The 26,808-nt window shown below is 60.9% G+C and carries 25 protein-coding genes and 4 tRNA genes; 22 read left to right on the forward strand and 7 right to left on the reverse strand.

Annotated features, from left to right (window positions below; all coding sequences use genetic code 11):
- Nucleotides 1-25 precede the first annotated feature (25 nt).
- The 6 genes from bamC to O9K64_RS18765 all read left to right on the forward strand — a co-directional run bounded on the left by bamC (nt 26) and on the right by O9K64_RS18765 (nt 7,841).
- The gene (gene bamC / locus O9K64_RS18740) at nt 26-1,183 is read left to right on the forward strand and encodes an outer membrane protein assembly factor BamC (RefSeq protein WP_275099631.1); all 1,158 of its coding nucleotides are present in this window, start codon (nt 26-28) and stop codon (nt 1,181-1,183) included.
- An 18-nt stretch (nt 1,184-1,201) separates the two neighbouring features.
- The gene (locus O9K64_RS18745) at nt 1,202-1,963 is read left to right on the forward strand and encodes an MBL fold metallo-hydrolase (protein ID WP_275099632.1); all 762 of its coding nucleotides are present in this window, start codon (nt 1,202-1,204) and stop codon (nt 1,961-1,963) included.
- A 3-nt stretch (nt 1,964-1,966) separates the two neighbouring features.
- A complete protein-coding gene (locus tag O9K64_RS18750) occupies nt 1,967-2,404 on the forward strand; it encodes a hypothetical protein (RefSeq protein ID WP_275099633.1) in 438 nt (145 codons plus the stop codon).
- 500 nt (nt 2,405-2,904) lie between these two features.
- Entirely contained in the window at nt 2,905-6,813 is a 3,909-nt protein-coding gene (gene purL / locus O9K64_RS18755; RefSeq protein WP_275099634.1) for a phosphoribosylformylglycinamidine synthase, read from the forward strand.
- Nucleotides 6,814-6,834: 21 nt separating this feature from the next.
- The gene (locus O9K64_RS18760; protein ID WP_275099635.1) at nt 6,835-7,512 is read left to right on the forward strand and encodes an AzlC family ABC transporter permease; all 678 of its coding nucleotides are present in this window, start codon (nt 6,835-6,837) and stop codon (nt 7,510-7,512) included.
- Nucleotides 7,509-7,841 (forward strand): branched-chain amino acid transporter permease, encoded by a 333-nt coding sequence (locus tag O9K64_RS18765; RefSeq protein ID WP_275099636.1) that lies wholly within the window; start codon nt 7,509-7,511, stop codon nt 7,839-7,841. Before O9K64_RS18760 ends, O9K64_RS18765 begins: the two co-directional genes overlap by 4 nt.
- A 292-nt stretch (nt 7,842-8,133) precedes the next feature.
- Here O9K64_RS18765 and O9K64_RS18770 read toward each other — a convergent pair whose 3' ends face one another.
- Entirely contained in the window at nt 8,134-8,574 is a 441-nt protein-coding gene (locus tag O9K64_RS18770) for a universal stress protein (RefSeq protein ID WP_275099637.1), read from the reverse strand.
- Nucleotides 8,575-8,948: 374 nt separating this feature from the next.
- On the opposite strand from O9K64_RS18770, the gene O9K64_RS18775 reads away from it, so the two are divergent.
- From O9K64_RS18775 to O9K64_RS18820, 10 genes are all read left to right on the forward strand, one after another.
- On the forward strand, nt 8,949-11,105 hold the full coding sequence (locus O9K64_RS18775) for a PhnD/SsuA/transferrin family substrate-binding protein (RefSeq protein WP_275099638.1): 2,157 nt from the start codon (nt 8,949-8,951) through the stop codon (nt 11,103-11,105).
- Complete coding sequence (locus O9K64_RS18780) at nt 11,102-11,710, forward strand: response regulator transcription factor (RefSeq protein ID WP_275099639.1); 609 nt, start codon at nt 11,102-11,104, stop codon at nt 11,708-11,710. The genes O9K64_RS18775 and O9K64_RS18780 overlap by 4 nt, the downstream gene beginning before the upstream one ends.
- A 267-nt stretch (nt 11,711-11,977) precedes the next feature.
- On the forward strand, nt 11,978-12,379 hold the full coding sequence (gene soxX / locus O9K64_RS18785; protein WP_275099640.1) for a sulfur oxidation c-type cytochrome SoxX: 402 nt from the start codon (nt 11,978-11,980) through the stop codon (nt 12,377-12,379).
- 62 nt (nt 12,380-12,441) lie between these two features.
- A complete protein-coding gene (gene soxA / locus O9K64_RS18790; protein ID WP_275099642.1) occupies nt 12,442-13,269 on the forward strand; it encodes a sulfur oxidation c-type cytochrome SoxA in 828 nt (275 codons plus the stop codon).
- A 49-nt stretch (nt 13,270-13,318) separates the two neighbouring features.
- Nucleotides 13,319-13,651 (forward strand): SoxXA-binding protein, encoded by a 333-nt coding sequence (locus tag O9K64_RS18795; RefSeq protein WP_275099643.1) that lies wholly within the window; start codon nt 13,319-13,321, stop codon nt 13,649-13,651.
- 27 nt (nt 13,652-13,678) lie between these two features.
- Nucleotides 13,679-14,350 (forward strand): rhodanese-like domain-containing protein, encoded by a 672-nt coding sequence (locus tag O9K64_RS18800; protein ID WP_275099644.1) that lies wholly within the window; start codon nt 13,679-13,681, stop codon nt 14,348-14,350.
- 41 nt (nt 14,351-14,391) lie between these two features.
- On the forward strand, nt 14,392-14,862 hold the full coding sequence (gene soxY, locus O9K64_RS18805) for a thiosulfate oxidation carrier protein SoxY (protein ID WP_275099645.1): 471 nt from the start codon (nt 14,392-14,394) through the stop codon (nt 14,860-14,862).
- Between the two features lie 60 nt (nt 14,863-14,922).
- Nucleotides 14,923-15,231 carry a thiosulfate oxidation carrier complex protein SoxZ gene (soxZ, locus tag O9K64_RS18810; protein ID WP_275099646.1) on the forward strand — a complete coding sequence of 103 codons (309 nt, stop codon included), beginning with the start codon at nt 14,923-14,925 and terminating at the stop codon, nt 15,229-15,231.
- 173 nt (nt 15,232-15,404) lie between these two features.
- A complete protein-coding gene (gene soxB / locus O9K64_RS18815; protein WP_275099647.1) occupies nt 15,405-17,183 on the forward strand; it encodes a thiosulfohydrolase SoxB in 1,779 nt (592 codons plus the stop codon).
- Nucleotides 17,184-17,352: 169 nt separating this feature from the next.
- Nucleotides 17,353-18,255: a hypothetical protein gene (locus O9K64_RS18820; RefSeq protein WP_275099648.1), complete on the forward strand. Its 903-nt coding sequence runs from the start codon at nt 17,353-17,355 to the stop codon at nt 18,253-18,255.
- Between the two features lie 6 nt (nt 18,256-18,261).
- Here O9K64_RS18820 and folD read toward each other — a convergent pair whose 3' ends face one another.
- Nucleotides 18,262-19,116, reverse strand: a complete 855-nt coding sequence (gene folD, locus O9K64_RS18825; RefSeq protein ID WP_275099649.1) for a bifunctional methylenetetrahydrofolate dehydrogenase/methenyltetrahydrofolate cyclohydrolase FolD — start codon at nt 19,114-19,116, stop codon at nt 18,262-18,264.
- Between the two features lie 163 nt (nt 19,117-19,279).
- Here folD and O9K64_RS18830 point away from each other — a divergent pair.
- From O9K64_RS18830 to O9K64_RS18850, 5 genes are all read left to right on the forward strand, one after another.
- A tRNA-Pro gene (locus tag O9K64_RS18830) sits at nt 19,280-19,356 on the forward strand.
- Nucleotides 19,357-19,369: 13 nt separating this feature from the next.
- A tRNA-Arg gene (locus tag O9K64_RS18835) sits at nt 19,370-19,446 on the forward strand.
- An 18-nt stretch (nt 19,447-19,464) separates the two neighbouring features.
- Nucleotides 19,465-19,540, forward strand: a tRNA-His gene (locus O9K64_RS18840).
- Nucleotides 19,541-19,546: 6 nt separating this feature from the next.
- A tRNA-Lys gene (locus tag O9K64_RS18845) sits at nt 19,547-19,622 on the forward strand.
- 228 nt (nt 19,623-19,850) lie between these two features.
- Nucleotides 19,851-20,828: a site-specific integrase gene (locus O9K64_RS18850; RefSeq protein WP_275099650.1), complete on the forward strand. Its 978-nt coding sequence runs from the start codon at nt 19,851-19,853 to the stop codon at nt 20,826-20,828.
- Between the two features lie 44 nt (nt 20,829-20,872).
- Here the strand turns inward: O9K64_RS18850 and O9K64_RS18855 are convergent, their stop codons facing one another.
- Nucleotides 20,873-21,202 (reverse strand): hypothetical protein, encoded by a 330-nt coding sequence (locus tag O9K64_RS18855; protein WP_275099651.1) that lies wholly within the window; start codon nt 21,200-21,202, stop codon nt 20,873-20,875.
- A 488-nt stretch (nt 21,203-21,690) separates the two neighbouring features.
- Between O9K64_RS18855 and O9K64_RS18860 the strand changes: the two genes are divergently transcribed.
- A complete protein-coding gene (locus O9K64_RS18860) occupies nt 21,691-22,314 on the forward strand; it encodes a DNA-binding protein (RefSeq protein ID WP_275099652.1) in 624 nt (207 codons plus the stop codon).
- 220 nt (nt 22,315-22,534) lie between these two features.
- Here the strand turns inward: O9K64_RS18860 and O9K64_RS18865 are convergent, their stop codons facing one another.
- The 4 genes from O9K64_RS18865 to mobF form a co-directional block, all read right to left on the reverse strand.
- Nucleotides 22,535-22,954, reverse strand: a complete 420-nt coding sequence (locus O9K64_RS18865) for a hypothetical protein (RefSeq protein WP_275099653.1) — start codon at nt 22,952-22,954, stop codon at nt 22,535-22,537.
- The gene (locus O9K64_RS18870; protein ID WP_275099654.1) at nt 22,954-23,247 is read right to left on the reverse strand and encodes a hypothetical protein; all 294 of its coding nucleotides are present in this window, start codon (nt 23,245-23,247) and stop codon (nt 22,954-22,956) included. The genes O9K64_RS18865 and O9K64_RS18870 overlap by 1 nt, the downstream gene beginning before the upstream one ends.
- Nucleotides 23,248-23,381: 134 nt before the next feature.
- Nucleotides 23,382-23,657, reverse strand: a complete 276-nt coding sequence (locus O9K64_RS18875) for a hypothetical protein (RefSeq protein WP_275099655.1) — start codon at nt 23,655-23,657, stop codon at nt 23,382-23,384.
- 23 nt (nt 23,658-23,680) lie between these two features.
- Nucleotides 23,681-26,800 (reverse strand): MobF family relaxase, encoded by a 3,120-nt coding sequence (gene mobF / locus O9K64_RS18880; RefSeq protein WP_275099656.1) that lies wholly within the window; start codon nt 26,798-26,800, stop codon nt 23,681-23,683.
- Nucleotides 26,801-26,808: the final 8 nt, after the last annotated feature.

Below are 26,808 nucleotides of genomic sequence, written 5' to 3' on the forward strand. Positions count from 1 at the left end.
ACCGGCAACAAGGTTCTCTACAACTATGGCTTTTACGAATCCCAATACCCTGGTCTCTCTCCTGGTTGCCGCCCTGCTGAGCGGGTGCGGCGCCCTGCCGAGCATGGATAAGGTGCTGCCCGACCGCAAGGTCGAATACAAGAAGGCCAAGGATGCCGGTACCAACCTGGAGATCCCGCCGGATCTGACCAAGAGCACCATCAATGATCAACTGGTGATCCCCGGCTCTTCCGGGGCCGAGGCGACCACCCTGTCGGGTCAGCTGGCGCGGGAGCGCATCCAGGGGCGGGTCGCCACCCGTACCAGCGTGCTGCCGACGATCGAGCAGATCGAGGTGATGCGCGACGGCAACCAGCGCTGGCTGCGTATCCAGGGCACTCCGGAGGATGTCTGGTACAAGACGGTCGCCTTCTGGCAGGAGAACGGCATCCTGCTGGCGCAGCAGGATCCCAGCGTGGGCGTGATGGTAACCGACTGGCTGGAGAACCGGGCCGATATCAAGCGGGATTTCATTACCGACAAGATCCGTTCGGTGTTTGAAGGCGCCTACTCGGCGGCCACCCGCGACCAGTACCGCCTGCGCATCGAACAGGGCGCCAACCCGGAGGTCACCGAACTCTACCTGACCCATCGCGGCATGGAGGAGAAGTATGTCCTGGATGGCGGCGGCGATCCGGAGCGCACGGTATGGAATCCGCGGCCCACCGATCACGGCCTGGAGGCCGAGATGCTGCGCCGCCTGATGAACTACATGGGCGTGGCCGATCAGCAATCCCGTCGCTCCCTGGCGCAGGGCGGGGCGGCCCAGGCACGTTCGCGGCTGGTGCGCAATGGCGACGAGGTGCTGTTGCTGATGGATGAGGAGGTCAACCGCGCCTGGCGTCTCACCGGTGTGGCGCTGGACCGGGTCGGGTTCGCGGTGGAAGACCGGGACCGCACCAAGCGGGTCTATTACGTCCGCTATAACGATCCGCTCAAGGAGGTCGATGAGCCGGGCCTGCTCAGCAAGCTGGCATTCTGGCGCGACAACGACCGGAACATCGACAAGGAGAGTCAGTACCAGGTCGGGCTGGATGCCGAGGGCCGCGGCACCCGGGTGGTGGTACGGAACAAGGAGGGGGTTCAGGATAACTCCGAAACCGCGTTGCGCATCCTCACCCTGTTGCACGAGCAGATCCAGTAAGTCGGCCAGGAGCGTCCGGTGCGCTTCGCTTCCCTGGGTAGCGGCAGCCGGGGCAACGCCACCCTGATCGAGAGTGGAACGACCCGGCTGCTGCTGGACTGCGGCTTTGCCGCCCGCGAGACCGAGCACCGTCTCGACCTGCTCGGGGTGGCGCCGCAGAGCCTGGCCGCCATCCTGGTGACCCACGAGCATCAGGATCACATCAAGGGGGTCGGGCCGCTGGCCCGGCGCTACCGATTGCCGGTGTGGATCACCCACGGCACCTACCGGCAGAATCGCTGCGGCGAGCTCCCCGCTGTGCAACTGATCCACAGCCACCAGGCGCCGTTCCGGATCGGTGACATCACGGTGCAACCCTACCCGGTACCCCATGACGCGCGGGAACCGGCGCAATACATCTTCAGCAGCGAGGAGTCCCGCCTGGGGGTGTTGACCGACAGCGGCAGCATCACGCCGCATATCCAGCAGGTGCTGAGCGGCTGTCACGCCCTGCTGCTGGAGTTCAATCACGACCGGCGGATGCTGGCCGACGGCCCCTATCCGCCGGCCCTGCAGCGTCGCGTCGGCGGCCGGCTGGGGCACCTGAATAACGAACAGGCGGTGGCGCTGCTGGCGGAGCTGGAGCATGCCGGGCTGCGACACCTGGTGGTGGCCCATGTGAGCGAACAGAACAATCACCCGGAACGGGTGCGGGATGTGATCCTTACCCGGTTGCCACAACTGGCGCCACGCCTTACCCTGACCTGTCAGTCACAGGTGAGTCCCTGGTTTGAGGTGTGAGTCATGAGTCTGAAAGCGCAACTGTTTCCCCGGCAATCCCGGTATCTGCCCGGCCAGCGCTGGCTCAACGTGCTGTTCCGCACCCTGCACCTGGTGGGGCTGGGTGGTCTGGGGGCCGGGTTTCTCTATCCGGCCGCGGACGACAGCTGGCAACTCTATCTGCAGATCACCTTGGTCTCGGGTGTCGGCCTCTCCCTGATCTCCATCTACTCCAACGGTATCTGGCTGATTCAGCTACGCGGTCAGGTGGTGTTTCTCAAGCTGGCTCTGCTGGCCCTTATGATCCCCTTCCCGCAACTGCGGGCGGAGTTGTTTATCCTCATCATCCTCCTGTCCGGCTGGATTGCCCACGCCACCGCCCAGGTGCGCTACTACTCCCTCTACCACCGGCGCCGGATCGAGTCCGGGGATCTGCATCGACAGGGGTCGGAGTCAAACTGATAAAGTTTGAAGGGTGAAGTTTGAAAAGGCCGGCCGTTGCACGCGATCAGGACCACGTCATCTAAACGTGCAAATAATTGTTAAAGGTAACTACTCACGGGGTGATTGGCCTACCTTGCCGGCCCCACGTGATGGCTGGATCAAGATCGGCCAACAAGGCAGGCCAATCACTTACAGACCGGGTGAGTAGTTACTGAAAAAGAGGATTTGACTGCTTGATTGACGGGTGTCCGCGGCCATGGATGGCCGCGGCAAGCCCCCAGGGGTGAGCTGCGCAGCAGCGAACGCCCACCCAGGGACGGGTGGGCCGGGCTTTCATGCGAAGCAGGATGCGTAGCATGAAAGGGTTTACGGCGTCCCGGCAGGCAAGTAGGCAGATCCTCGCCCGGTCCAAAGTTGGATGCCGTCGTGCTGTGCACGCGATGGTCCTATGCGGAAATTTCCGGCCGCTTGGAGTATCATTACCGATTTGGTTTTCCGCCCAGCAACCAAGGTACCCCATGCTCACTCTTCGCGGTGCTCCAGCCCTCTCCGATTTCCGTCAGAACAAACTTGAACGGCGCCTTGCCGAGGCCGTCGGCCGTCCGTTGGGGCTGTATGCCGAGTTCATCCACTTTGCCGAATTGAGTCAAACCCTGGATGAGGATGAGCGGGCGGTCCTGGATCGGCTGCTGCGCTACGGCCCCCATCTGGCGGAGCATGAACCGGCGGGACAACTGCTGCTGGTGGTGCCGCGGCCCGGCACCATTTCGCCCTGGTCGACCAAGGCGACCGATATTGCCCACAACTGCGGTCTGGAGAAGGTCGAGCGGCTGGAGCGGGGCACCGCCTACTACTTGGTCGAAAGTGGGGGAACTGGCGGCGCGGGCGCGGCCATCAGCGAACATGAACTGCAGGCGGCCCGCTCGGTACTGCACGACCGCATGACCGAGGTGGTGTTCGACGATCTGGAGGAAGCGGTCTGCCTGTTTGCCAGGGCCGAACCCCGCCCCTTCACCACGGTCGACGTAATGGGCGGCGGCCAACCGGCACTGGAAGTGGCCAACGGCGAGCTGGGGCTGGCCCTTTCGGCGGACGAGATCGACTACCTGGTGGAGAGTTTTCAGAGCCTGGGGCGTAATCCCACCGATGTGGAGCTGATGATGTTCGCCCAGGCGAACTCGGAGCATTGCCGGCACAAGATCTTCAATGCCGACTGGATTATCGATGGCGAACGGCAGAGCCATTCCCTGTTCAAGATGATCCGCAACACCACCGAGCACTCCCCGGAGAACGTGCTCTCGGCCTACAAGGACAACGCCGCGGTGATGAGCGGCCACCCGGGACAGCGCTTCCTGACTGAGGCCGGCAGCCACCGCTACAGCTACAGTGCCGAGCCGATCCATATCCTGATGAAGGTCGAGACCCATAACCACCCGACGGCCATCTCCCCCGATCCCGGCGCGGCCACCGGCTCGGGTGGCGAGATCCGCGACGAGGGGGCCACCGGCAAGGGCTCCAAGCCGAAGGCCGGGCTGACCGGCTTCTCCGTCTCCAACCTGCGTATTCCCGGGGCCGAGCAGCCGTGGGAACAGGACTTCGGCAAGCCCGAGCGCATCGTCTCCGCCCTGGATATCATGCTCGAGGGGCCGATCGGTGGCGCCTCCTTCAATAACGAATTCGGCCGCCCCAACCTGTGCGGCTATTTCCGCACCTTCGAGGAGCGGGTGATGGGGCCGGAGGGACCGGAGCTGCGCGGTTATCACAAGCCGATCATGCTCGCCGGCGGTCTGGGCAATATCCGCGAGGAGCATATCGAGAAGCACGATTTTCCGGCCGGTTCACCGCTGGTGGTATTGGGCGGGCCGGCCATGCTGATCGGCCTGGGCGGCGGCGCCGCCTCCTCCATGGCCAGCGGCACCTCGGCGGAGGATCTCGATTTCGCCTCGGTGCAGCGTTCCAACCCCGAAATGGAGCGGCGCTGCCAGGAGGTGATCGACCGCTGCTGGGGGCGCGGCGCGGAGAACCCGATCCTGTTCATTCACGATGTGGGCGCCGGCGGTATCTCCAATGCCCTGCCGGAACTGGTGCACGATGCCGGCCGCGGCGGCCGTTTCGAGCTGCGCACCGTACCCAACGACGAGCCCGGCATGTCGCCCATGGAGATCTGGTGCAACGAGGCCCAGGAACGCTATGTGATGGCGATCGACAGCGAGCGCCTGGAGGAGTTCAAGGCGATCTGCGAGCGCGAACGCTGCCCCTACGCCATCGTCGGTGAGGCTACCGACGAGGAACATCTGCTGCTGGGTGATGCCCAGTTCGAGAACAACCCGATCGATATCTCCATGCCGCTGCTGTTCGGCAAGCCGCCGCGCATGCTGCGGGATGTGAAGCATCGACCTTTCCACAAGCCGGAACTGGACTTCAGCGGGGTGACCCTGGCCGAGGCGGCACAGCGCGTGCTGCGCCTGCCGAGCGTGGCCAACAAGACCTTCCTGATCAGCATCGGCGACCGCTCCATCACCGGCCAGGTGGCGCGCGACCAGATGGTGGGTCCCTGGCAGGTGCCGGTGGCGGATCTGGCGGTGACCCTCTCCGACTATGTGGGCTACCGCGGTGAAGCGATGGCGATCGGCGAGCGCACGCCGCTGGCGCTGATCGATGCCCCGGCCTCCGGGCGCATGGCGATCGGCGAGGCGATCACCAACCTGGCGGCCACCGCCATCGAGCACATCGGCGACATCAAGCTCTCCGCCAACTGGATGGCGGCCGCCGGCCACGCCGGTGAGGACGCCAGCCTCTATGCCACGGTCAAGGCGGTGGGCATGGAGCTGTGTCCCTCCCTGGGAATTGCCATCCCGGTGGGCAAGGACTCCATGTCCATGAAGACGGTCTGGCAGCAGGCGGGCGAGGCGCGCGCCATGGCCGCGCCGCTGTCGCTGATCATCAGCGGCTTCGCCCCGGTCAGCGATGTGCGCCACACCCTCACGCCGCAGCTGCGCAGCGACCAGGGGGACAGCGACCTGGTCCTGATCGACCTGGGCAAGGGGGCCAACCGCCTGGGGGCCTCCGCCCTGGCCCAGGTGTATCGCCAGGTGGGACACCAGGGGGCGGACCTGAACGACGCCCACGCCCTGAAGCAGTTCTTCGCCACCATTCAGGACCTCAACCGCGACGGCCTGCTGTTGGCCTACCACGACCGCTCCGACGGCGGCCTCTTCACCACCCTGTGCGAGATGGCCTTTGCCGGTCATACCGGTGTGACGGTACGGCTGGATGACCTGGCGGAGGATGACCTGGCGGTACTGTTCAACGAGGAGCTGGGCGCGGTGATCCAGGTGCGTCACAGCGACACCGACGCGGTGCTGAAGCAGCTGCATGATGCCGGCCTCGGCCACTACAGCCACCTGATCGGCACCCTGAACGACGGTGACCGGGTGGAGATTGTGCGCGGCACACAGACCCTGCTGGCGATGCCGCGGGTGGCTTTGCAGCAGGCCTGGTCCGAGACCACCCTGGCGATGCAGCAGTTGCGCGACAATCCGGACTGCGCCCGCGAGGAGTTCGAGCGCATCGCCGATGCCGGTGACCCCGGCATCCAGGTGAGGCTGGGCTTCGATCCGGCCGAGGATGTGGCGGCGCCGATGATCAACCGCGGCGTGCGCCCGGAGATCGCCGTGCTGCGCGAGCAGGGGGTGAACGGGCAGCTGGAGATGGCCAACGCCTTCCACAAGGCCGGCTTCGACAGTATCGATGTGCACATGTCGGATATCCTCTCCGGCCGGGTGTCGCTGGAGCGCTTCCAGGGACTGGTGGCCTGTGGCGGTTTCTCCTACGGCGACGTGCTCGGGGCCGGCGAGGGCTGGGCCAAGTCGGTACTGTTCAACCCCCGGGCGCGGGACCAGTTCCAGGCCTACTTCGAACGCGAAGACAACTTTGCCCTGGGGGTCTGTAACGGCTGCCAGATGCTCTCCAACCTGCACGAGCTGATCCCCGGCGCGGAGCACTGGCCGCACTTCGTGCGCAACCGCTCGGAGCAGTTCGAGGCACGCTTCGTCTCGGTCGAGGTAAAGGCCTCCGCCTCCATCCTGCTGCAGGGCATGGCCGGATCGGTGTTGCCGATCGCGGTGGCCCACGGCGAGGGGCGGGCCGAATTCCGCGACGCGGCCCACCTGGCCGCCGCCCGGGCGCAGGTGGTGATGCAGTATGTGGAGAACAGCGGGGAGGTGGCCAGCCGTTATCCGGCCAATCCCAACGGTTCGCCCGAGGGCATAAGCGGCCTCACCAGCCGGGATGGCCGGGTCACCATCATGATGCCCCATCCCGAGCGGGTGGTGCGCACGGTGCAGAACTCCTGGCATCCCGACGGCTGGGGTGAGGCTGGGCCCTGGCTGCGGCTGTTCCGCAATGCCCGGGTCTGGCTGGGCTAGGCCGCGCCCGTCGAGCGCCTGATGTCCACCCTGGCGGCGGCGTTTCGTGCCTCGGTGCCGGTGCTGTTCGGCTATGTCCCGCTGGGCATGGCGTTCGGCATCCTGTTCCAGGATCTCGGCTATGCCTGGTACTACGCCCCGTTGATGGGGCTGACGGTCTATGCCGGCGCCGCCCAGTTCATGGCGGTGGGGTTGCTGGCGGCCCAGGCGTCCCTGGTCGAGGTGGCGATCTCCACCTTCATCCTCAACTCCCGGCACATGTTCTTCGGCGTGTCGCTGCTCGGCCGTTACCGTGCCCGCGGGCTGAAGAAGCTCTATCTCATCTTCGGCCTGACCGACGAGACCTACTCCCTGATCACCAGTACCCATCCGCCGGATGGCCACGACGAGCAGAATTATTATCTGGCCTTGACCGCGCTGAACCAGGGGTACTGGGTGGCCGGGTGTGCCCTGGGTGCCCTGTTCGGGGCCGGTGTGGAGTTTGATACCCGCGGGATGGATTTTGCCCTGACCGCCCTGTTCATGGTGCTGATGCTGGAGCAGTGGAAGAAACTGCGCGAACCCTATCCCTTCGCTATCGCCCTGCTGTGCGGCCTGGCGGCGCTGTGGCTGTTCCGCGAGCAGATGCTGTTGGTCTCGATCGGCCTGTCGATCGCCCTACTGTTGTTGCGCACCCGTACCCGGCAGGTGGCCTCATGAGTGCAACCAATTATCTGCTGCTGGTGTGCCTGGTGATGACCGTGGCCACCTTCATCACCCGGCTGATCCCGTTCGTGGCGTTTCGCGAGAAGGGGGACCACCCGCTGCTGCTCTATCTGGGCCGCTACATGCCACCGGCCATCATGACCCTGCTGGTGTTGTACAGCCTGAAATCGCTGGACCTGACCCAGGCGCCCTACGGGGTCAATGAACTGCTGGCCTTGCTGTTGACCACGCCGCTGCACCTGTGGCGCGGCAATGCCCTGCTCAGCATCTTCTCCGGCACGCTGTTCTATATGGCAGCGATCCAGTTGGGCTGGTTCGTTTAGCGCGCAGGTTGGAGCCGCCATTTCCCGCAACCTGTCTCAGCTAATAGGGCGCCCCGTGGGCGCCGTCGGTGGGCACGCTTTTCGTGCCCACGCGGATGGAACGACGCCGTGAGGGGGATGTCGGGGAGGGGTGGATGTACGGGAGGAGTGGATGTAGGGTGGTATAAGCGACAGCGCATCCACCACGACAACGGTGAGAAGTGGTACAGGGATGTACCGATTGTGGACTTGAGGATGGCATGCGCCTACCGGCCTATCCACCCTACTAAACTGGCATACCCCGGGATGGCATTCAGCCGTTCTCCACCCGCACCGCCAGGACATCGCAGGTGGCCTGGTGCAGCACGCCGTTGGCGGTTGAGCCGAGCAGCAGCTGCAGGCCGTGACGGCCGTGACTGCCGAGCACGATCAGTTCGGCCTTCTGCTCGGCGGCCACCCGGACGATTTCGCGCTTCGGTGTGCCTATCTCCACCTGGAATCCGGCATTCGCCAGGCCGTGCTGATCAATCAGCGCCTGCAGTTTGGTCTCCGCCTGTTTGGCCAGCCGCTGGTCCAGATCGAGGTCTTCCGGGAGCGGGATCTCCCCGGTATACATGGCCCCCGTATACTCCACTACATGGACCAGGGTAAGGCGCGTGTTGTACAGCTTCTGCAGTTCCATGGCCTTGGCCATGACCGCTTCAGACTCTTTGGAAAAATCCACCGCCACCAGGATGTGTTGATAATTGGCCATTCGCTTGTCTCCTGCGCTCTGCTGTAGCCATTATGGTGCGCGCAGGCTTTTTTTTCCAGACATATGCTCCCCTGGGGGTAACTGCTTGCTTCTATTGGAACCACAGAGACACAGAGAGCACGGAGAATTCATAAGATTCTCCCGTGGGTTCCGTCCTTGGGTCCGTGAGGGCAATGGCTGTTCCAACGATCCGTTCCGTTACATCACCCGGTTTCGCCTCTGTGTCTCCGTGGTGCATTGGTGTGCCTCCGGTGGATCCCTCGGGTGAGTGGTTACCCATGCGGGTGGTCGGCACCGTAGCCCGGCCCGGCCCGGGCTTGCCTGTACCGGGAATATTCCGTAGTCTCGACTCACTACCCTTGAAGGAATGTTGCATGTGGCGTCGGGCGCTGTTGTTATTTCTGTTGCTGCCGCTGGTTTCTGAGTCGCTTCCGGCCGAGGATCAGTTGATCCGGATCGGGGTGCTGAGCCATCGCGGCGACCAGGCCACCTCTGACGCCTGGTCGCCCACCGCGATCTACCTGAGTCGGGTAATTCCCGACTATACCTTTGAAATTGTCCCGCTCGATTTTTCCGATGTGGACCCGGCGGTCAAGTTCGGCCAGGTGGATTTTATCCTCACCAACCCGGGGATGTACGTGAATCTGGAGGTGCGTCATCGTATCTCGCGTATTGCCACGCTCAACAACCTGGCGGGCGGGACGGCAAAAAACGTATTTGGCGGCGTGATCTTCACCCGGCGTGATCGCGACGATATCAATACCCTGGATGATCTCAAGGGAAAAAGCCTGATGGCGGTGGACGTCTATTCCCTGGGCGGCTTTCAGATGGCCTGGCGGGAGATGAACACCCGGGGACTGAACCCGTATCGGGATATGCATTCCATCACTTTTGGCGGCATTCATGACCGGGTGGTCAGGTCGGTCAGGGATGGCCGGGTCGATGTCGGTACGGTGCGTACAGACATTCTGGAGCGCATGGCCAAGGCCGGTCAGATCGATATGGCTGACTTCAAGATTATCAACCGCAAGGTCAATCCCGGTTTCCTGTTGAGCCGCAGTACCCGGCTCTATCCGGAGTGGCCGTTCAGCAAGGTGCTCCACACCTCCAACGAGTTGGCGCAGAAGGTCGCCGTGGCGCTGCTGAACATGCCGAGCAACCATCCGGCCGCCCGTGCCGGCAGCTATGCCGGCTGGACCATTCCGCTGGATTACCAACCGGTGCATGAGTTGTTCAGGGAGCTGCAGCTGCCCCCCTATGAGTACACCGGGCGCTTTACCCTCGAAGACGCGATAAAAAAGTACTGGTACTGGCTGCTGGTGGCCCTGGTGTTCCTGCTCTTCATGTTGCTGATGACCACCTGGGTGGCGCGGCTCAACCGCGAGTTGAAAAAGGCCAAACGGCACCTGGAGCGGCAGTATGAACTGATCCTGAACTCGGTGGCGGATGGTATTGTCGGCGTTGATCTGAACGGCAATACCACCTTTGCCAACCGCGCCATGACCCAGATTACCGGCTGGGAGGCCGACGACCTGATCGGCCGCAATCAGCATCAGATCCTGCACCATACCCGCGTCGACGGCACGCCGCACCCGGCCGATCAGTGCCCGGTCTATGCCACCAACAGTGACCAGGTCCCCCGCTTTGTCGAGGACGATGTGTTCTGGAAAAAGGACGGCAGCAGCTTTCCGGTGGAGTATTCCAGCACCCCGATCAGGGACGGGCAGCTCAAGACCGTGGGCAGTGTGGTGGTGTTCCGGGATATCAGCGACCGCAAGCGGATCAGCGAGGAGACGCGCCAACATCAGGACGACCTGGCCCACGTGGCTCGTCTCAGCACCATGGGTGAGATGGCCTCCGGCATCGCCCATGAGATCAATCAGCCGTTGACGGCGATCGCCACCAACGCTCACGCCTGCATCCGCATGCTGGAGAGCGGCAATGGCGAGACGGAACGGGTAATCGATGTGATGGAGCGTATCGGCGCCCAGGCCGCCAGGGCGGGCGAGATCATCCGCCACCTGCGGCAGTTCGTAAAGAAAGAGCAGCCGGAACTGAGCCTGATCGATATCAATGAGGTGATCAATGAGGTGATCACCCTGCTGCGCACCGAGATCAGGAAGGCCGGGGCCAAGGTGGTTCTGGACCTGGATGAACGGATCGGCAAGGTATTGGCGCAGCATGTGCAGATCGATCAGGTGATCCTGAACCTGGCGAGAAATGCCATCGAGGCGATGGCCGATATCCCGGAGGGGGCGCGGTTGTTGAGTATCGCCACGCGCAACGAAGCGGTCGATTATGCGCGGGTCACCCTTACCGATACCGGTCCCGGGCTGGACCCGGCGGTGGCGGGTCAGTTGTTCAACCCCTTCGTCACCACCAAGCCCAACGGCATGGGACTCGGTCTCTCCATCAGCCAGGGGATTATCGAGGCGCACAAGGGACGGATTTTCGTTGAACCCGTGGCGGGTGGCGGGGTGCGCTTTATTTTCCTGCTGCCCACATGCCCACAAAGAGAAACAGAAACATGAGCGAGAGTACAGTCTTTATCGTCGATGATGACCGGGAGGTCCGTGAGGCACTCCAGTTGCTGATGGAGTCGGTCGGGCTCGACGTGGAGTCGTTTGATTCCGCCAATGCCTATCTGGATCAGTTCGATGCCTCACGGCCCGGCTGTATCATCCTGGATGTGCGCATGCCCGGCATGAGCGGCATGGACCTGCAGAACCAGCTGCTGGAGCAGCCGCTCTGTCCGCCCATTATCATTATCACCGGTCATGGCGATGTGCCGATGGCGGTACGCGCGGTGCAGGCGGGTGCGGTGGATTTCATCCAGAAGCCGTTTAACGATCAGGCGCTGCTGGACAGTGTGCATCGGGCGCTGGAGTATGATGCCCGGCAGCGGGGCGAGGCCTCGCATCTGGCCGAGATCAAGCAGAAGCTGTCGCGCCTCACCCCCCGGGAGCGCGAGGTGCTGGAGCTGGTGGTGCAGGGGCTGCGCAACAAGCTGATCGCCGCCGAGCTATCGGTCAGTCAGTCCACGGTCGAGGCCCATCGGGCCAAGGTGATGGACAAGATGGAGGCGAAAACCCTCTCCGACCTGATGCGCATGATGTTGACCCTGGAATCCCAGTAGTGGAAAACCACAATATCTGCTGCTGTATATTCCAATTTCTTTAACCTGGATCAATTTCCATAATCAGCTACGTCCGAAAATCTGCCACGGAATCGAGTAACCGGTCGCAACCCTGCCGACTATACTCTGGGACCGCTAAACCAATAAATCAGGTAGAGTGACGACATAACTGACCTCTTGTCCGATAAATGAACGTGCAGGGATGCGCACAGGCTGACGTTCAGCTATTGGGCAGGCGGTCACCCCTTCAGCATTCCTTAGGAGGAGATGATGAAAAAAACTGTCAGACTGGTTTCCACACTGGTCATCATAGCGTCGGCGGCTTGGTTGACTGGCTGCTCCGGCAAACCCACGACAAAAGAAGCGCCCAAGGCGATGGCCGCCCAGGTTGACCCCGCGGTCGTCGCCGAAGGCAAAGCCATCGCGGTCGACCGGAAAAAAGGCAACTGTCTCGCCTGTCACTTGATCGAAGACGAGCCCACGCCCGGGAATGTCGGGCCGCCGCTGCTGGCGATGAAGGCGCGCTATCCCGACAAGGCAAAGCTGCGCACGCAGATCTGGGATGCCACCGCGGCCAATCCCGAGTCCGCCATGGTGCCCTTCGGTCGGCTGCAGGTCCTGTCGGACGCAGAGATCGATAAGATCGTCGAGTATATCTGGACCCTCTGAGGCAACAGCGCTGCACAACCGCGACTGATTATTTTTGGTTTAGGGTTTTGGGAAGAGAAACTATGAAAAAAATACTGATTACTCTGGCGCTACTGGCGATAACCGCCGTTACCGCCCAGGCGGGTCCCGAGGAGGACCGCATGGCGTTCATCAAGTACTACAAGGCCAAGTTCCCCTCAGTGCCCATGGAGGAGTACGCCAACGGGGTCTACGCCATCGATCCGATAGGGCGTGAAAACTGGGAAGCGATCGAGGAGTTTCCTCCCTATGAGCCGTTCATCGATGCCGGCCAGGCGATGTGGGAGAAGCCCTTCGCCAACGGTAAGGGCTACAAGGACTGTTTCCCGGACGGACCGGCGATGGCCGACAAGTATCCGAGCTGGGATAAACAGCAGGGCATGGTGGTGACCCTGCCGCTGGCGCTTAATCAGTGCCTTGAGGCCAATGGCGAGAAACCGCTCAAGTACAAGAAGGGGCCGATCAACAACATTCTGGCCTATGTCGCCTTCCAGTCCCGCGGCAAGGTGATCAACGTGGAGGTGCCGAAGGACGATCCCCGCGCCATGGCGGCCTATGAGGACGGCAAGAAATTCTATTTCACCCGGCGCGGTCAGCTGAACTTCTCCTGCGCCAGCTGTCACCTGCAAAATGCCGGCCTGCGGGTGCGTACCGAGATCCTCAGTCCGACGGTCGGTCATGTCACCGGTTGGCCGGTGTATCGCTCCAAGTGGGGTACCGTCGGCACGCTGCATCGCCGCTTCTCCGGCTGCAACAACAACATCCGTGCCAAGGCATTGAAGGCGCAGGGTGAGGAGTATCGCAACCTGGAGTATTTCCTCACCGCTATGAGCAACGGCCTGGAGCTGAATGGTCCGAGTGCCCGCAAATAGGCGTCCCCTGTCATTCAGGATCGGGCAACAAGAGAAACTGGAGAGGAATATGAAGATTAAAACTGTACTAGCAATGCTGGTTTTGGCATTCGGGCTGCTGGCCGGGTCCGCCGCCGTTCTGGCGGGTGGCATGAAGGCCGATGCGGCGATGGCCGCCGATGCCATCGCCAAGGCGGAGGCGGCGCGCAAGCAGGCGGCCTCGGTGAATGGCGAGTGGCGGGATACCGGCAAGTTCATCAAGCAGGCCCAGGACGCGGCCAAGGCCGGTGAGTATGACAAGGCCGTGAAACTGGCCAAAAAGGCCGAAGCGGAAGGCCGGCTCGGCTATGAGCAGCAGGTGTCGCAGAGCGAGCTCAAAATACCCTCCTATCTGAAGTACTGATACGGATCAAACCGAAGGAGAGACATAATGAAATACGGCAAGGTATCGATTACCCTGGCCCTGATTGGCGGTGTGGCGCTGGCCGGCCTGGCGATGGCCGGCCCCATGGCCAAGATTACCCCGGGAATGGAGTCGCTGGACGTGGTGCACAACGGCAAGACGGTGACCATCCGGCGGGTCGATGACAAGGATGCCACTATTCCGGCAGCCTATAACCATCCCTCCCGCCACTGCCCACCCTTCTGCATCCAGCCGATGCACCTCATTCCTGGGGTGGATACGATCGGTGAGCTGGATGTGCTGGGTTACCTGAAGCGCATCAGCAATGGCGACCGCAGTGTGATGCTGGTGGATTCCCGCACCCCGGACTGGACCCGGCGCGGCACCATCCCCGGCGCGGTCAATATTCCCTGGGACAAGATCAATATCGATGTGGCGGGCAACTTCGAGATCGAAACCGAGGCGGAGACCCTGAGCGATATCCTGGTCAACAGCTTTGGCGTACAGATGGTGGATGGCAAGTGGGATTTCCGCAAAGCCAAGACCCTGGTGCTGTTCTGTAACGGCATCTGGTGTCCCCAGTCGTCGGTCAATATCAAGACCCTGACCAAGATGGGTTACCCCGCCTATAAACTGAAATGGTATCGCGGTGGTATGCAGGACTGGGTCAGCGTCGGTCTGACCACGGTCATGCCCTGATCGGAAGTATCTACAGAAGCATCTAGAGACAGGAAACAGCTATGAATGAATTACGCAGACTGATTATCAAGGGTTCAGTGGCCGCCGGCACACTGGGTGTTGCCGTGGGCGCCGGACTGCTGGTACCCACCAGCGTGCTGGCCGCCTGGCCGGACAAGGCGTTTGGCGAGAAAAAGATGGACGATGCGATCTCGACCCTGCTGGGCTCCGGAGGGATGACTGAGAGCGCGGAGATCAATATCAAGGCGCCGGAGATTGCCGAGAACGGCGCGGTGGTTCCCGTCACCGTGACGGCCACCATGGCCGGTGTGGAGTCCATCACCATCGCCGCGCCCAACAATCCGTCGCCGCTGGTGGCCAGTTTTGATCTGGCCGACGGCGCCCACGGTTACGCCTCCACCCGGATCAAGATGGGTAAGAGCGGTGATGTGGTCGCGGTGGTCAAGGCCGGTGGCAAGCTCTATACCGCGAAAAAGGAGGTCAAGGTGACGATCGGCGGCTGCGGCGGCTAAGCCTCGTCAGAACGCCATCGGCATTTGACAGCAGACACACTATTTTTCGAGGTATAGAACATGGCAACAATCAAGATTCGCGCAAAAGAGAAGGACGGGGTAACCACCGTCAAGGCCCTGATGACCCATCCCATGGAATCCGGTTTCCGCAAGGACTCCACGAGCGGCAGTATGGTGCCGGCACACTTTATCCAGGAGGTGATGTGTGAAGTGGGCGGCAAGATGGTGATGAACGCCCACTGGAGTGGCGGTGTCTCCAAGAACCCCTATCTCTCCTTCAAGTTCGATGGCGGCAAGGGCGAGACCCTGAAGCTCACCTGGACCGACAACATGGGCAAGAGCGACAGCGTCGAAGAGGCCATCGGCTGATTCGCTTCATCGGGAGGTAACCGCACCCCGGGTGCAGCACAAACCGGCGTCACCATTCCCGGGATCCGTACGGATCCCGGGAACCACATGGTGCTATATAATATGACGCTACATAACACAATACAGGCCAGGCGGCAGTGCTGACCGGAGCCTGACACCAAGGTTGATCCGACATGAGCATATCCAGAAGAGAGTTCCTGCACCTGATGGGCATGGCAGGCGTGGCGGGCCTGTTGCCGGGTTCGCTCCGGGCCACCGCCGGACGGCCGGGAGACCTTTACGAGGTCCCCCGTTTCGGCAATGTCTGCCTGCTGCACATGACCGATTGTCATGCCCAGCTCAATCCCATCTACTTTCGCGAGCCCAACGTAAACCTGGGGGTCGGCGCCGCCCTGGGCCGGGCGCCGCATCTGGTGGGGAGCGCCCTGCTGAAACATTTCGACATCGCCGCCGGCAGCCACGCGGCCCATGCGTTCAGCTATCTCGATTATGACAACGCCGCCAGGACCTACGGCAAGGTGGGGGGATTTGCCCACCTGGCCACCCTGATCAAGCGTCTGCGGGCGGAGCGCGGGGATGGTAACACCCTGCTTCTGGATGGCGGCGATACCTGGCAAGGTTCCGCTACCTCCTACTGGACCCGCGGCAAGGACATGGTGAAGGCGTGTAACCTGTTGGGGGTCGATGTCATGACCGGCCACTGGGAGTTCACCTATCAGGACAGTGAGATTATCGAGAATATCGGTGAGTTCAAGGGTGCGTTCCTCGCCCAGAATGTGAAGGTGACGGAAGAGGCGCTGTTCGATTACAAATTCAGTGACTTCGGCGGATTTGACGAGGATACCGGGCTCGCCTTCAAGCCCTATACCCTGCGCACGGTTAACGGGGTGCGGGTGGCGGTGATCGGCCAGGCCTTCCCCTATACCCCGATCGCCAATCCGAGCCGCTTCATCCCGGACTGGACCTTCGGTATCCAGGATGAGCGGATGCAGTCCATGGTGGACAAGGTAAGGGCCGACGAGAAACCGGACCTGGTAGTGGTGCTGTCGCATAACGGCATGGACGTGGACCTGAAGATGGCCGCCCAGGTAACCGGTATCGATGTCATCCTCGGCGGCCATACCCATGACGGCATGCCGGCCCCCACGGTGGTGGAGAACGCTTCCGGCAAGACCCTGGTGACCAACGCCGGCTCCAACAGCAAGTTCCTCGGGGTGATGGACCTGGATGTGCGCAACGGCAAACTGCAGGGCTATCAGTACCGCCTGCTGCCGATCTTCTCCAACCTGCTGCCGGCCGATGCCGGGATGCAGGCCTATATCGACGAAATGCGCGCACCCTACCTGGCCAGACTGCAGGAGCCGCTGGCGGTGGCCGAGGAGACCCTGTACCGCCGGGGTAACTTCAACGGCACCTTCGATCAGGTGATCTGCGATGCCCTGCTCAAGGTGAACGATGCGCAGATCTCGCTCTCGCCCGGCTTCCGCTGGGGCACCACGGTGATACCCGGCCAGACCATCACCATGGAGCACGTGATGGACCAGACCTGCATCACCTACCCGGAGACCTACCGCCGGGAGATGAGCGGTGCCGACATCAAGGCGATCCTGGAAGATGTGTGCGACAACCTGTTCAACCCCGACCCCTATTTCCAGCAGGGGGGCGACATGGTGCGCCTGGGCGGTATGGACTATGTGTGCGATCCCAACCAGTCGTTCGGTCAGCGCATCAGCAACATGACCCTGAACGACGGCACCGCCATCGAGGCCGGCAAGCAGTACATGGTCGCCGGCTGGGCCACGGTCGGCAGTGAGTCGCCCGGTAGGCCGATCTGGGACGTGGTGGCGGATTACCTGCGCGACCGCAAACAGGTCAAGATCGACAAGCTCAACACGCCGAAACTGGTGGGCATGTCGGGCAACCCGGGGCTGGAGGCCTACCCCTCCGTTTGAGCCACCTTACCGGGGTCGGCGTCAAGGCTGGCGCCGACCCCGGTCCCTGCATAGAACAACGTCGGGACAGGATCGGACAACCGGCGGTAGTTTGATCGACACATGGATTTGCGCCGGCACCTTCACGTAAGATGGGGGCCTCCGCCACGCTATCGGGTCGCCAGGGATCATGCTCAAGCCGCTGTTCAGACAACTCGCCATCACCCTGCTGCTGTTACTGCTGGTCGGTGTGATCCAGGAGGGCAGCCTGGACCGGATCGGTCATACGCAGACCGAGGCGGGCTTCAAACGGGCGCTACTGGTATTTGCCGTGAGCCGGGGGTTGAACGGGGTGATCTCGGTGGCCCAGGGCACCGAGGTAGCGGTGGAACCGGTCGGCATCGGCCTCAACTTCAAGCCGGGCGAGATCCTCGACCCGATCAACGACCTGGTGGAGCGTTTCTCCTGGGTCATGCTGGCCAGCAGCGCCTCGTTCGGAATTCAGCGCATCCTGCTGGATGTGATGGCCTCTCCCTGGCTGACCTATGCCACGGTTGTGGCCATCCTGTCGCTGTTGCTGGTCATCTGGTGGCCGGGTCGGCGACGCATTGGCGGGATCGGCCGTATGGTTTGCCGACTGGCGCTCGCCCTGCTGATTCTGCGGCTCTCCATCGCCCTGATCGCCATCGGCGGTGAGCGCTTCTACCAGGCCTTTCTGGAGCCCCAGTACAGCGAATCGCGGGGGCAACTGGAGCGGGCGGCGAGCCAGATCGGTGAAGTGAACAGCGAGCTGCGGCCAACCCTGCCGGAAGGGCAGGCGGAGTCGCTGCTGGATCAGGCCCGGCGGGTCTACGATACCGCTACCCGGGCGGTGGATATCGAGGCGCGGATGGCCGCGTTCAACCGGGCGGCGACCAATATCAGTGAGAATGCCATCAACATGATCGTGGTGTTTTTGATGCAGACGGTGCTGTTTCCGCTGTTTTCGCTCTGGCTGCTGTGGCAGCTGCTGAAACGGGTGCTGCGCGCCCGCTTGGAGTGGCTGCGGAGCGCCCCGCCGGAGGCCGGCGAGCGCGGGGCGGCACACGAGTAGCGATCGCTAGCTGCCGTGCAGCTCGCGCGCCTGCAGCGTGTTTTCCAACAAGGTCGCCACGGTCATCGGCCCAACGCCGCCCGGTACCGGCGTGATCCACGCCGCACGCTCGCTGGCGCCCGCAAACTCCACGTCGCCGCACAGGCTGCCGTCCTCCAGCCGGTTGATGCCCACATCGATCACCAGTGCCCCCGGCTTGATCCACTCGCCCCTGACGAAGTTGGGGCGGCCGACCGCGGCCACCACCACATCGGCATTGGCGATCTTCTGCGGCAGATCCTTGGTGCGGCTGTGGCACACCGTGATGGTACAGCGGGCCGCCAGCAGCTCCAGTGCCATCGGCCGGCCGACGATGTTGGACTGGCCGATGATAACCGCATCCAGCCCCTCCAGTTGCTGTCCGGTACGCTCCAGCATGGTCATCACCCCCTTCGGGGTGCAGGGGCGCAGGATCGGCATACGTAGCGCCAGACGGCCCACGTTGTAAGGGTGGAAGCCGTCCACATCCTTGGTCGGCAGGATGCGCTCGATCACCGTCTCCTCGTCGATCTGCCGGGGCAGGGGCAACTGAACCAGAATCCCGTCCACATCCTCGCGGCCGTTCAGCTCGTCGATATGGGCAATCAGCTCCGCCTCCGTGGTGTCGTCCGGCAGGCGGCGCAGTTCGGAGAGAAAGCCCACCTCCTCGCAGGAGCGCTGCTTGTTGCGCACATATACCTGGGAAGCGGGGTCCTCGCCCACCAGGATCACCACCAGCCCGGGTGGGCGTTCCCCGGCCTCGGTCATGCGGGTTACCTGGGCCTTGATGTCGCTGCGCAGGTCAGCGGCGATCGCCTTGCCGTCAAGGATATTTGCACTCATGGGTGAGATTCCACTACAGTTTCAAAGGAAGGGGCGCATGATAGCGCGAATGCCCGGAATTTTCACCGCACAAGCGCCTGGAACGGGGAAATTATTCGTTGACTCAGTGCGGTTGGCTGCGTATCATTCCGGCCTCTTCGCACAGAGGCGGGGGTCCGGTTATCGGGGTATAGCGCAGTCTGGTAGCGCGCCTGCTTTGGGAGCAGGATGTCGGGAGTTCGAATCTCTCTACCCCGACCAAATTATCGATCATGCGCCCGTAGCTCATTCGGATAGAGCATCGGCCTTCTAAGCCGAGGGTAGCAGGTTCGAATCCTGCCGGGCGTGCCAGGTTCTTTACAGTTTATGGTGGGCGTAGCTCAGTTGGTAGAGTCCCGGATTGTGATTCCGGTTGTCGTGGGTTCGAGCCCCATCGTCCACCCCATAAATTGGGCCATTAGCTCAGCTGGTAGAGCAGTGGACTCTTAATCCATTGGTCGTAGGTTCGAATCCTACATGGCCCACCAATTTAAAGCAGTAAAAACAAAGGGTTACACGCATCGTGTAGCCCTTTTTTGTTACGATCAAAATTCCGCCGTGTGCACTAGAAACAACGACTTAGCACAGACATGCACAGAGAAATACGATAGGGTGCACACATAGTGCACACGGATCAGGGGCTTACAACCGCCCCGCCAACATCGACCATTCAGCATCCCGTGTGCAATCTGTGTGCACTCTGAAGGGGAGATCCAATGGCATCGTTCACCAAGCTCAAGTCCGGCAAATGGCGCGCCCAGGTCCGCAAGGATGGCGTCTACACCAGCAAGACCTTCAGCACCAAGACGGCCGCCAAGACCTGGGCACAAAGGATCGAGGTGGCCATAGAAACCGGCGACTACCAGACGGAACAGGTCCAGCTGCCTACCCTCGGCAAGCTCCTAGACCGCTACGAGACCGAATTCACCGCCCGGAAGAAGAGCAACAAGGCCGAGCGTTCGCGCTTGCGCACCCTGCACGCCGATGAGCTGGCCAAGCAGCCCCTGGAGCGCATCACTGCGCCCGATATCGCCGCCCTGAGGGATCGCCTTGCCAAAACCCGCTCCAGCGGCACCGTGCGCCTTATGATCGCCCTGATCAGCCATGTCTACACGGTAGCGCGCAAGGAATGGGCGCTACCGGTGGCCAATCCGGTGATGGACATACGCAAGCCGCCACCTGGTCGGGCCAGGGATCGCCGTCTCTCCCGCGATGAAACCGCCCAACTGTTCCGCCTGGGAAGGCGGCACAGAAACCCGGAGCTGCTGATTATTATCCGCCTGGCGATTGAAACCGGCATGAGACAGGGGGAGCTACTGGGGTTGACCTGGGAGGATGTTGATCTGGCCGCCCGGATTATCCACCTGAAGGACACGAAGAACGGCTCAGATCGAGGGGTCCCGCTGTCGCGGAGGGCACTCCGGATCCTGCGGCGCCTGGATCCAGGGGAAAACGCCGGCAAGTTATTCACCTATACTGGTGACGGCCTCCGAGCCTCCTGGAAGAAGCTCCTGAAGAAGGGGAATATTGAAGGCCTTCGATTTCACGACCTAAGACATGAGGCCTGTAGCCAATTGTTCGAGAAGGGACTGGACAGCATGGAGGTGGCGGCCATCACCGGGCATAAGACTTTGCAGATGCTAAAGCGCTATACTCACCTCCACGCAGGGAAGCTGGCGGATAAGCTGGGGTGAGAAGCAGGCCGCCTTAAAGTCGGTCTGCTTCTCAGGCTGAAAGATTACCTGACAAAATACCATTTGCCGCCATTGGTCTTTGCAAGGTCAATGATTTTTCTTTCTGTGTTATCCCCTAGAAGCATATTTTTACTGGTTATTTCTAGATCGCAGGCATAGGCGCCATCCATTGTTTTGTGAGAATCACAACCATGATTTGAGATGTTAACAATCTCAGTGATTCCTTTTTTCCCAAGCGGACCAAGGCTGGCCATTAATTCATTTGCTTTTGCAATTTCAGCTTTTATTAACCCCTCAATTTCAGCATCGGATGGCCCACCACCACAGCCTGTGAGGAAAGCAGTTAACGCAAGAGCAGAAAGTATTTTTTTCATCAAGCAACCCCTATTGTATTAATAATTTTGTTCTCGTTATTTATCACAGAATACCATTCCCCACAATAAATTGAACCAGGTGCGAGGCAGGGTCTAAGCGTCCCGGCCAACAAGTTGGCCGCCATGGCCGCAAGCGCCCACCCCTTCGGGGCGCTAAGACCGGGACAAATCACGCCCGGCCGACAAGTCGGCCGCCCGCTCAGCCCGGCGCGTGTGCGCGCCCTGCCTGGTAGTTCGGTGGTACACCAAGTGTACAAAAAGCGTTTAGCAGGAAGAAAGATGTCTGGGACCAGATAATCGACCCGGGCCCATCAAGAAACTACGACTTATCATCTATCATAATTGATAGCCTAGCTATTACCTGCCGCCTCGCCCTCCCGGTCTGCTTCTCCAGTTCCGGCGCAAAAAAATCACGCTAAAAAGCCTTGCGATCTGTATGTATTGTATGTACTGTACATACATACAATACATACAGATGAGGTGATGGGATGAGCGTTAAAAAGGAGATTAGAGAAAAAATCGTGGCCGCTGCCAATGCCCTGGTGGCGGAGGGCATCGAGAGCCCCACCAATGACCAGGTGCGTGAGCGCATGGGGGGAGGCTCGCTGTCGCATATCAGCCCTGTGATGAGGGAGTGGCGGGAGTCCCGCAAGCAAGAGGTCGCCGTTGCCCTGGAGATGCCGGCAGACCTCCGGCGCGCCATGGAAACATCACTGGGCCAGGTCTGGACCGTCGCCAGCAAGCTGGCAGGCTCGACGGTCGAGGCGGTACGCCAGGAGGCCGATGCCGCCATCGAGGCCGCCACCGGCGAGCGGGACGAGGCGCTGGCCGAGATCAGCCGGCTGGAGGATCGCATGGGTGAACTGCAAAAGGCCTTGGCCGAGAAAGACCAAGCTGTTAGCCAGGCACAAGGGGAGTTGGATAAGGCCCGTGCGGACGCTGCCAGGTTGTCCAGTGAAAACGCCGCCCTGGCCGCCCGGGTGGAAGACCGAGATGAGCAAATCAAGAGCCTGCGGGCGGAACTCAGAGAGGCCCGGGAAGATAATAAGACCCTGCAGGGCGAACTGGTCGAGATCGCCCGGGCCCGGAAGGCCACTAGGGGTTCCACGTAGAACCTCGGCCTTGCGCTTTTTGCGTGGAGGATTGGCTGAACGGCAGCCCGGAGGGACGCCCGGCAGGGATGCCGGGTGCTGTCCGGTCGGATTGGTGCTTGGCCCAGGGATGGGCCGTCTGAGGGAGAAGGGCCGGAACCCAGGATGATCGCCAGAAGTTGAAGCGCGGCCCCTGGGCCTGCTGGTTCGCCGGGGCTATCTCGCGCCTGGCTGACTGGTTTTAATGCAGTACATAGAAGGCGACGACTAACAACGCCAAAGCTCCAAATACAACTACAACGCTTTGCCCTGTGTTTGACTGTTCCTCGGGTGCTTCAATTGTATCCAGGGTGTAGGTCACCGGGGAGGCTGCAATACGCACCACCTCCCCGGCTGTGATATCAGCCACTGGCATTCCCTCCAAGTCCTCCCAGCCGTCGGCGGCGGTAATCCGGTCTGATGCGGAAACATAGTTGAAATTAATTGGGTATCCAAGGGACACCGCCGCCGCGATCCGATGGGAACCTTCCAGGGCGTAGTATCGACCGTTGATTCTCACGACTCGGATGGTTGGTGGTCCCAACTGCACCATCCGTTGCTTTACCACAATCAAGTGCTCCGGATCGGCGTGGTTTGGCGCAACCAGTTCAAGCACGGCCATCAGCGATCATCCGAGAATAGTAAGCTCTTGGTTTTCCGGCTCTCCCCGAATCCTTGAAACCAGGTGTCACTGTTATTCATCACGCTGGGATTCAGTGGACTGATACCCGTCGCCCCAGCGGCGAACCCACGCCAGTAACTTGTTTGATCCTTAAATGGACAGGCCTCTTTATCATGGCATTCACCGCAGAGCTGATCGAGGATTCTGTCAATCCTATCGGGCTGTTGGTACACGCTCATGCCCAAACTCTCGATCCACATAATCGCCTCATCAAAACTGATTTTTTTCTTCATTGTTATTACTCCATGTTTCAAATTCCGCTCTCCTGTCCACAAGTCCACAGGCTGTGCCTGAGCCCCTCCGGAGGCTCGGGGCAGCCTGTGGGCCCTGTGGGCAGGCCCTACTCCCGGCCAGTACGGCGCCTCGGTCAAGGCCAGCGCGGTCTATACCAGCCCCGTGCCCGGTCGACGATTTTTCGCTGGCGCTTATCCAGTCTTTTATAGGCAGCGAGAGAATCTTGCCAATCGGACGGCAGAAGCCGCGGCTCATCAAGTGCCAAGGCGGCGGTAATCTGCTCTGATGTGCTGCATGATGGTAAAGGGGTGTCCGGTGCTGCCCGCACCTGGTCTATAAGTTGTTGTTCAGTTGATAGCCCTAGCTCTGTGCACATCAATTTTCTATCTTCATCTGTTACCTTAATCATCAATTTTCTCCTTGGTAAAATTATTACTCAGCTTCGTATTCCGCTTCTGCCGACTCGCGGGTCACACCCTCGCCGCCCTCGATCGCTGCCAGCGCTGCCTCTCGATCCTGCTCTGCCTGCTCGCCCATCTCCTGTAGTGTTGGCTCGTGGTCATGGTGGTTGTCATGATCATGTTCATGTGCCTTACCCTTATGCTCTTCCTTTTCGAGCTTCTCGTGATGCTCAGATTCAGGTTTCTCTTTCTCGTGTTCAACCTGGTGTTCTGCATGCGCCTCCTCTGTATGCGCCTCTCCTGTCTTTTCCCTCAGCTCCCGCAGCATCTTATTAAACTCTCTCTCTGCCTCGGCATAATCCTCCTCGGTACGTTTTCGCGTGCGCTCCACGGCCTTTTCTTCGTCGGGTGTCAACATTTCTTTCTCCTGATCTGGTTGATGTGGTCTATCAATCAGTTGGCTTACTCCTCGCTCTCGGGGCTCTTCGGCTCGGGGGGTGGCGGAATCATCGTGCCGTCGCAGATCGTGATCCGGAGATCGATCAGAGAGTGCATGATCCGACAGTAGATTTGAATATTCGTCGAGATCTCGGGCTCGTTCGCTGAGCGATAGCCCTGCCAAATGGCGTGCGGACAATTCCGACAGGCTACCGGTAGCTTCGGCGATTTTTCTACAATGCTCTGGTGTTGGGTAAGGGTTTGACTGGTCATTCTGATACTCCCGTGCTGGATAAATTTGATAATCTTGTGAGGTGTCTTTCAGGTGGCTGCGGGCCATCGTCTTCGCCGCCTCCTTGTAGGTATCGGAGGTTGCATAGAACTGAGTCTGCTCCCGGGCGCGGGAGGCCGCCACGTAGGACCAGTGACGATCGGACATGCCCTCATTGATCAGAACATGCGCACGATCCACAGTCACTCCCTGGGATTTGTGGCAGGTGATGGCGTACCCATGCTGAAAATGTTCGAACTCCTGGGGGTTAAAATGGACTCGTTTCCCAGCGTCGGTCATGACCTCGAATCGATCCGGCGCCGCAGATACAACCGACCCCAGCACGCCGTTTTTCACGGCTACCAAGCGGTTATTTCGGGTGAATATAATGCGGTCGCCCTCGGCGTAATTTGTTCCGTTAATGGCTACCGCATCAGCTTGCACCTCGCCGGTCGCCTGCAACTCGGACCGCGCCAGTTGGTTCAGCAGCGCCACGTCCCGCCTGGTGGCGGCGATCATCAGGTTTTCACCTGGGTGCTGCGGATCGCGCTCCTGCAGGTGGTTGGCTACCAGTTTTTCCAGTAGGGCATCATGGCTCTGTTGCTCGACATGCACCAAGCCCCGCTCGGCATACGCCCGCAGTGCTTTGCCCGCTTCTCCGTTTCTGAAGTCCTGTACAGCTTGGCGTGCCCATGCATCCCGCTGTCGTCTGTTCTCCGTGATTTCCACCGCTCCAATGGTCTGGCTGACTAGGCGGAACGCTCCGCCGGCATCTATAGCCTGAGTCTGGTAAGCGTCTCCGCAAAGAATAATTTTCGCGTTAGCGGCGTTGGCTTTGTCAGTGATCTCTTTCAGTAGTCGGCTTCCAGCGACACCCGCCTCATCGATCACCAGTACACTATTTTTGGTCAGTGACTGATACCCGTTTTCCAGGTCATTGATCAGGGAGTGGATCGTTTGGCTGGGGATGGCGGCTCCGGCCTCGAGCTCGTCAGCTTGCTTACCACCCAGCGCACAACCAACGACGTGTTTTCCATCGGCTTTCCAAGCCTCGCGCGCCGCTCCCAGCGTGAACGATTTGCCCGTACCGGCCCAGCCCTGCACAGCACAGAATCCCTCCGGGCCGGTGATGTGTTCGAGCATCATTTTTTGTTCATCGGTAATAGTCGGCCGGGCGGCCAGCGCCTGGTCGACTGCGCCTTGACTGGATTGGTGGTGCCGCTCCTGGCTGCGTTTTTGTGCATCTGCCGCCAGGCGCTTTTCCAGGTTATACATTTCCAGGGTGGTATAGCGCGGTCGCCCCTCCCGGTCGCGAAGCGTGACCAGTTGATCATGATGCAGTAGCTCTTGCAGGTACTGTTCGGACTCCTCGGCCCCCATCACGCCCTGGGCGTGCTGATAAACGGCTGCCTGCAGCTGGGACTTGCTGACGGTCGAGGCGCGCTCGGTGAGCTCCGCGAGGATCGCCTCCGGGGTGGGCATCTGGAGGGGTTCCTCCAGCTCCGCATCTGCCAAGTCTTGAAGGATGGATTCGAGGGTGTGGCCCAGCGCCGCCGCCTGATCTTTCCAACTCTGGCGCAGTACGTCCGTGGCGATGGACTCCTTTGCAGAACGGGTATCCAGGGCTGCTATTTCGGAAGCCTTTCCCCCGTTCATACCCTTCTCATCGAGAGACTTTTCAATCTTGGTTCGACATTTTGAAAGCGCTTTTTCGAGCGCGGGGTCCATTCCTGCCAGCCGAAAGCTTTTACCGTCCCGCTCGACTGTTAGCGGTTTGTTAGCATCTTGCAAACAGATTGTTTGCAGTTGGCTGGCGAATTCCGCCCGGTAGAGAGCTCCCAAGGCCATTTTGGCCTGGAAGAATTCACTGCTTTGGATTGTTCCAAAAGTACCGTCGGCACGCTGCGCCAGGTTCATCACGAAGGAATGCGTATGGCACTGCGGGTCCTGCTCACGGCTGGTCCAGTGATCGAACGTAGCCGAGACCAGGCGGGCGTTTTCCAGCTCCTCGCCGCCGTGGCCTCGTCTGGAAAACAAGTATTCAGATTCGAGTTTCCGCAGGGCAACCTGCACCGCCTTTTGGTGGGCATTGGCAATTTGCTGGCGCAGTTCGCCATCCGCCAGGCCCCACACGAGGGATACAGATTTAGGAGCTGAGAACGTCAAATCAAAACCTGCCCGGCGCTCGGGGTTGCCGCCATTCTGAACCAGTTTATTGTTCGCCTGGTCGACGCCCAGCAGGGCGCGGGCCATATCCTCGATGCCCACCTCGCCAACCAATCCCAGCGCCTTGGCACCCGACCCATACCACTGGCCAGGTGATTCGGCGCCAGACTGATAGTAGTCCTCGTGAGGGTTTGCGGCCGCGCCATCCTCAACCAGGTGATCAGAGAAATAGACCATGGCGCCGCCGGCGGATTTGGCCTTCGAGATTGAAAGCATCACTCAGC

The organism is Sedimenticola hydrogenitrophicus, assembly GCF_029017505.1.
Classification (GTDB): domain Bacteria; phylum Pseudomonadota; class Gammaproteobacteria; order Chromatiales; family Chromatiaceae; genus Sedimenticola; species Sedimenticola hydrogenitrophicus_A.

Excerpts from the sequence above, each read along its gene's own strand:
- O9K64_RS18820 (WP_275099648.1), top strand. The coding sequence starts at position 17,353 with ATGCTCAAGCCGCTGTTCAGACAACTCGCCATCACCCTGCTGCTGTTA.
- O9K64_RS18780 (WP_275099639.1), top strand. The coding sequence starts at position 11,102 with ATGAGCGAGAGTACAGTCTTTATCGTCGATGATGACCGGGAGGTCCGT.
- O9K64_RS18865 (WP_275099653.1), bottom strand. The coding sequence starts at position 22,954 with ATGGCCGTGCTTGAACTGGTTGCGCCAAACCACGCCGATCCGGAGCAC.
- O9K64_RS18795 (WP_275099643.1), top strand. The coding sequence starts at position 13,319 with ATGAAGATTAAAACTGTACTAGCAATGCTGGTTTTGGCATTCGGGCTG.
- mobF (WP_275099656.1), bottom strand. The coding sequence starts at position 26,800 with ATGCTTTCAATCTCGAAGGCCAAATCCGCCGGCGGCGCCATGGTCTAT.
- soxB (WP_275099647.1), top strand. The coding sequence starts at position 15,405 with ATGAGCATATCCAGAAGAGAGTTCCTGCACCTGATGGGCATGGCAGGC.
- O9K64_RS18760 (WP_275099635.1), top strand. The coding sequence starts at position 6,835 with ATGTCCACCCTGGCGGCGGCGTTTCGTGCCTCGGTGCCGGTGCTGTTC.
- soxX (WP_275099640.1), top strand. The coding sequence starts at position 11,978 with ATGATGAAAAAAACTGTCAGACTGGTTTCCACACTGGTCATCATAGCG.
- O9K64_RS18850 (WP_275099650.1), top strand. The coding sequence starts at position 19,851 with ATGGCATCGTTCACCAAGCTCAAGTCCGGCAAATGGCGCGCCCAGGTC.
- soxA (WP_275099642.1), top strand. The coding sequence starts at position 12,442 with ATGAAAAAAATACTGATTACTCTGGCGCTACTGGCGATAACCGCCGTT.
- O9K64_RS18860 (WP_275099652.1), top strand. The coding sequence starts at position 21,691 with ATGAGCGTTAAAAAGGAGATTAGAGAAAAAATCGTGGCCGCTGCCAAT.
- O9K64_RS18750 (WP_275099633.1), top strand. The coding sequence starts at position 1,967 with ATGAGTCTGAAAGCGCAACTGTTTCCCCGGCAATCCCGGTATCTGCCC.
- O9K64_RS18765 (WP_275099636.1), top strand. The coding sequence starts at position 7,509 with ATGAGTGCAACCAATTATCTGCTGCTGGTGTGCCTGGTGATGACCGTG.
- O9K64_RS18870 (WP_275099654.1), bottom strand. The coding sequence starts at position 23,247 with ATGAAGAAAAAAATCAGTTTTGATGAGGCGATTATGTGGATCGAGAGT.
- O9K64_RS18875 (WP_275099655.1), bottom strand. The coding sequence starts at position 23,657 with ATGATTAAGGTAACAGATGAAGATAGAAAATTGATGTGCACAGAGCTA.
- soxY (WP_275099645.1), top strand. The coding sequence starts at position 14,392 with ATGAATGAATTACGCAGACTGATTATCAAGGGTTCAGTGGCCGCCGGC.
- O9K64_RS18800 (WP_275099644.1), top strand. The coding sequence starts at position 13,679 with ATGAAATACGGCAAGGTATCGATTACCCTGGCCCTGATTGGCGGTGTG.
- bamC (WP_275099631.1), top strand. The coding sequence starts at position 26 with ATGGCTTTTACGAATCCCAATACCCTGGTCTCTCTCCTGGTTGCCGCC.
- O9K64_RS18770 (WP_275099637.1), bottom strand. The coding sequence starts at position 8,574 with ATGGCCAATTATCAACACATCCTGGTGGCGGTGGATTTTTCCAAAGAG.
- purL (WP_275099634.1), top strand. The coding sequence starts at position 2,905 with ATGCTCACTCTTCGCGGTGCTCCAGCCCTCTCCGATTTCCGTCAGAAC.
- O9K64_RS18775 (WP_275099638.1), top strand. The coding sequence starts at position 8,949 with ATGTGGCGTCGGGCGCTGTTGTTATTTCTGTTGCTGCCGCTGGTTTCT.
- folD (WP_275099649.1), bottom strand. The coding sequence starts at position 19,116 with ATGAGTGCAAATATCCTTGACGGCAAGGCGATCGCCGCTGACCTGCGC.
- soxZ (WP_275099646.1), top strand. The coding sequence starts at position 14,923 with ATGGCAACAATCAAGATTCGCGCAAAAGAGAAGGACGGGGTAACCACC.
- O9K64_RS18855 (WP_275099651.1), bottom strand. The coding sequence starts at position 21,202 with ATGAAAAAAATACTTTCTGCTCTTGCGTTAACTGCTTTCCTCACAGGC.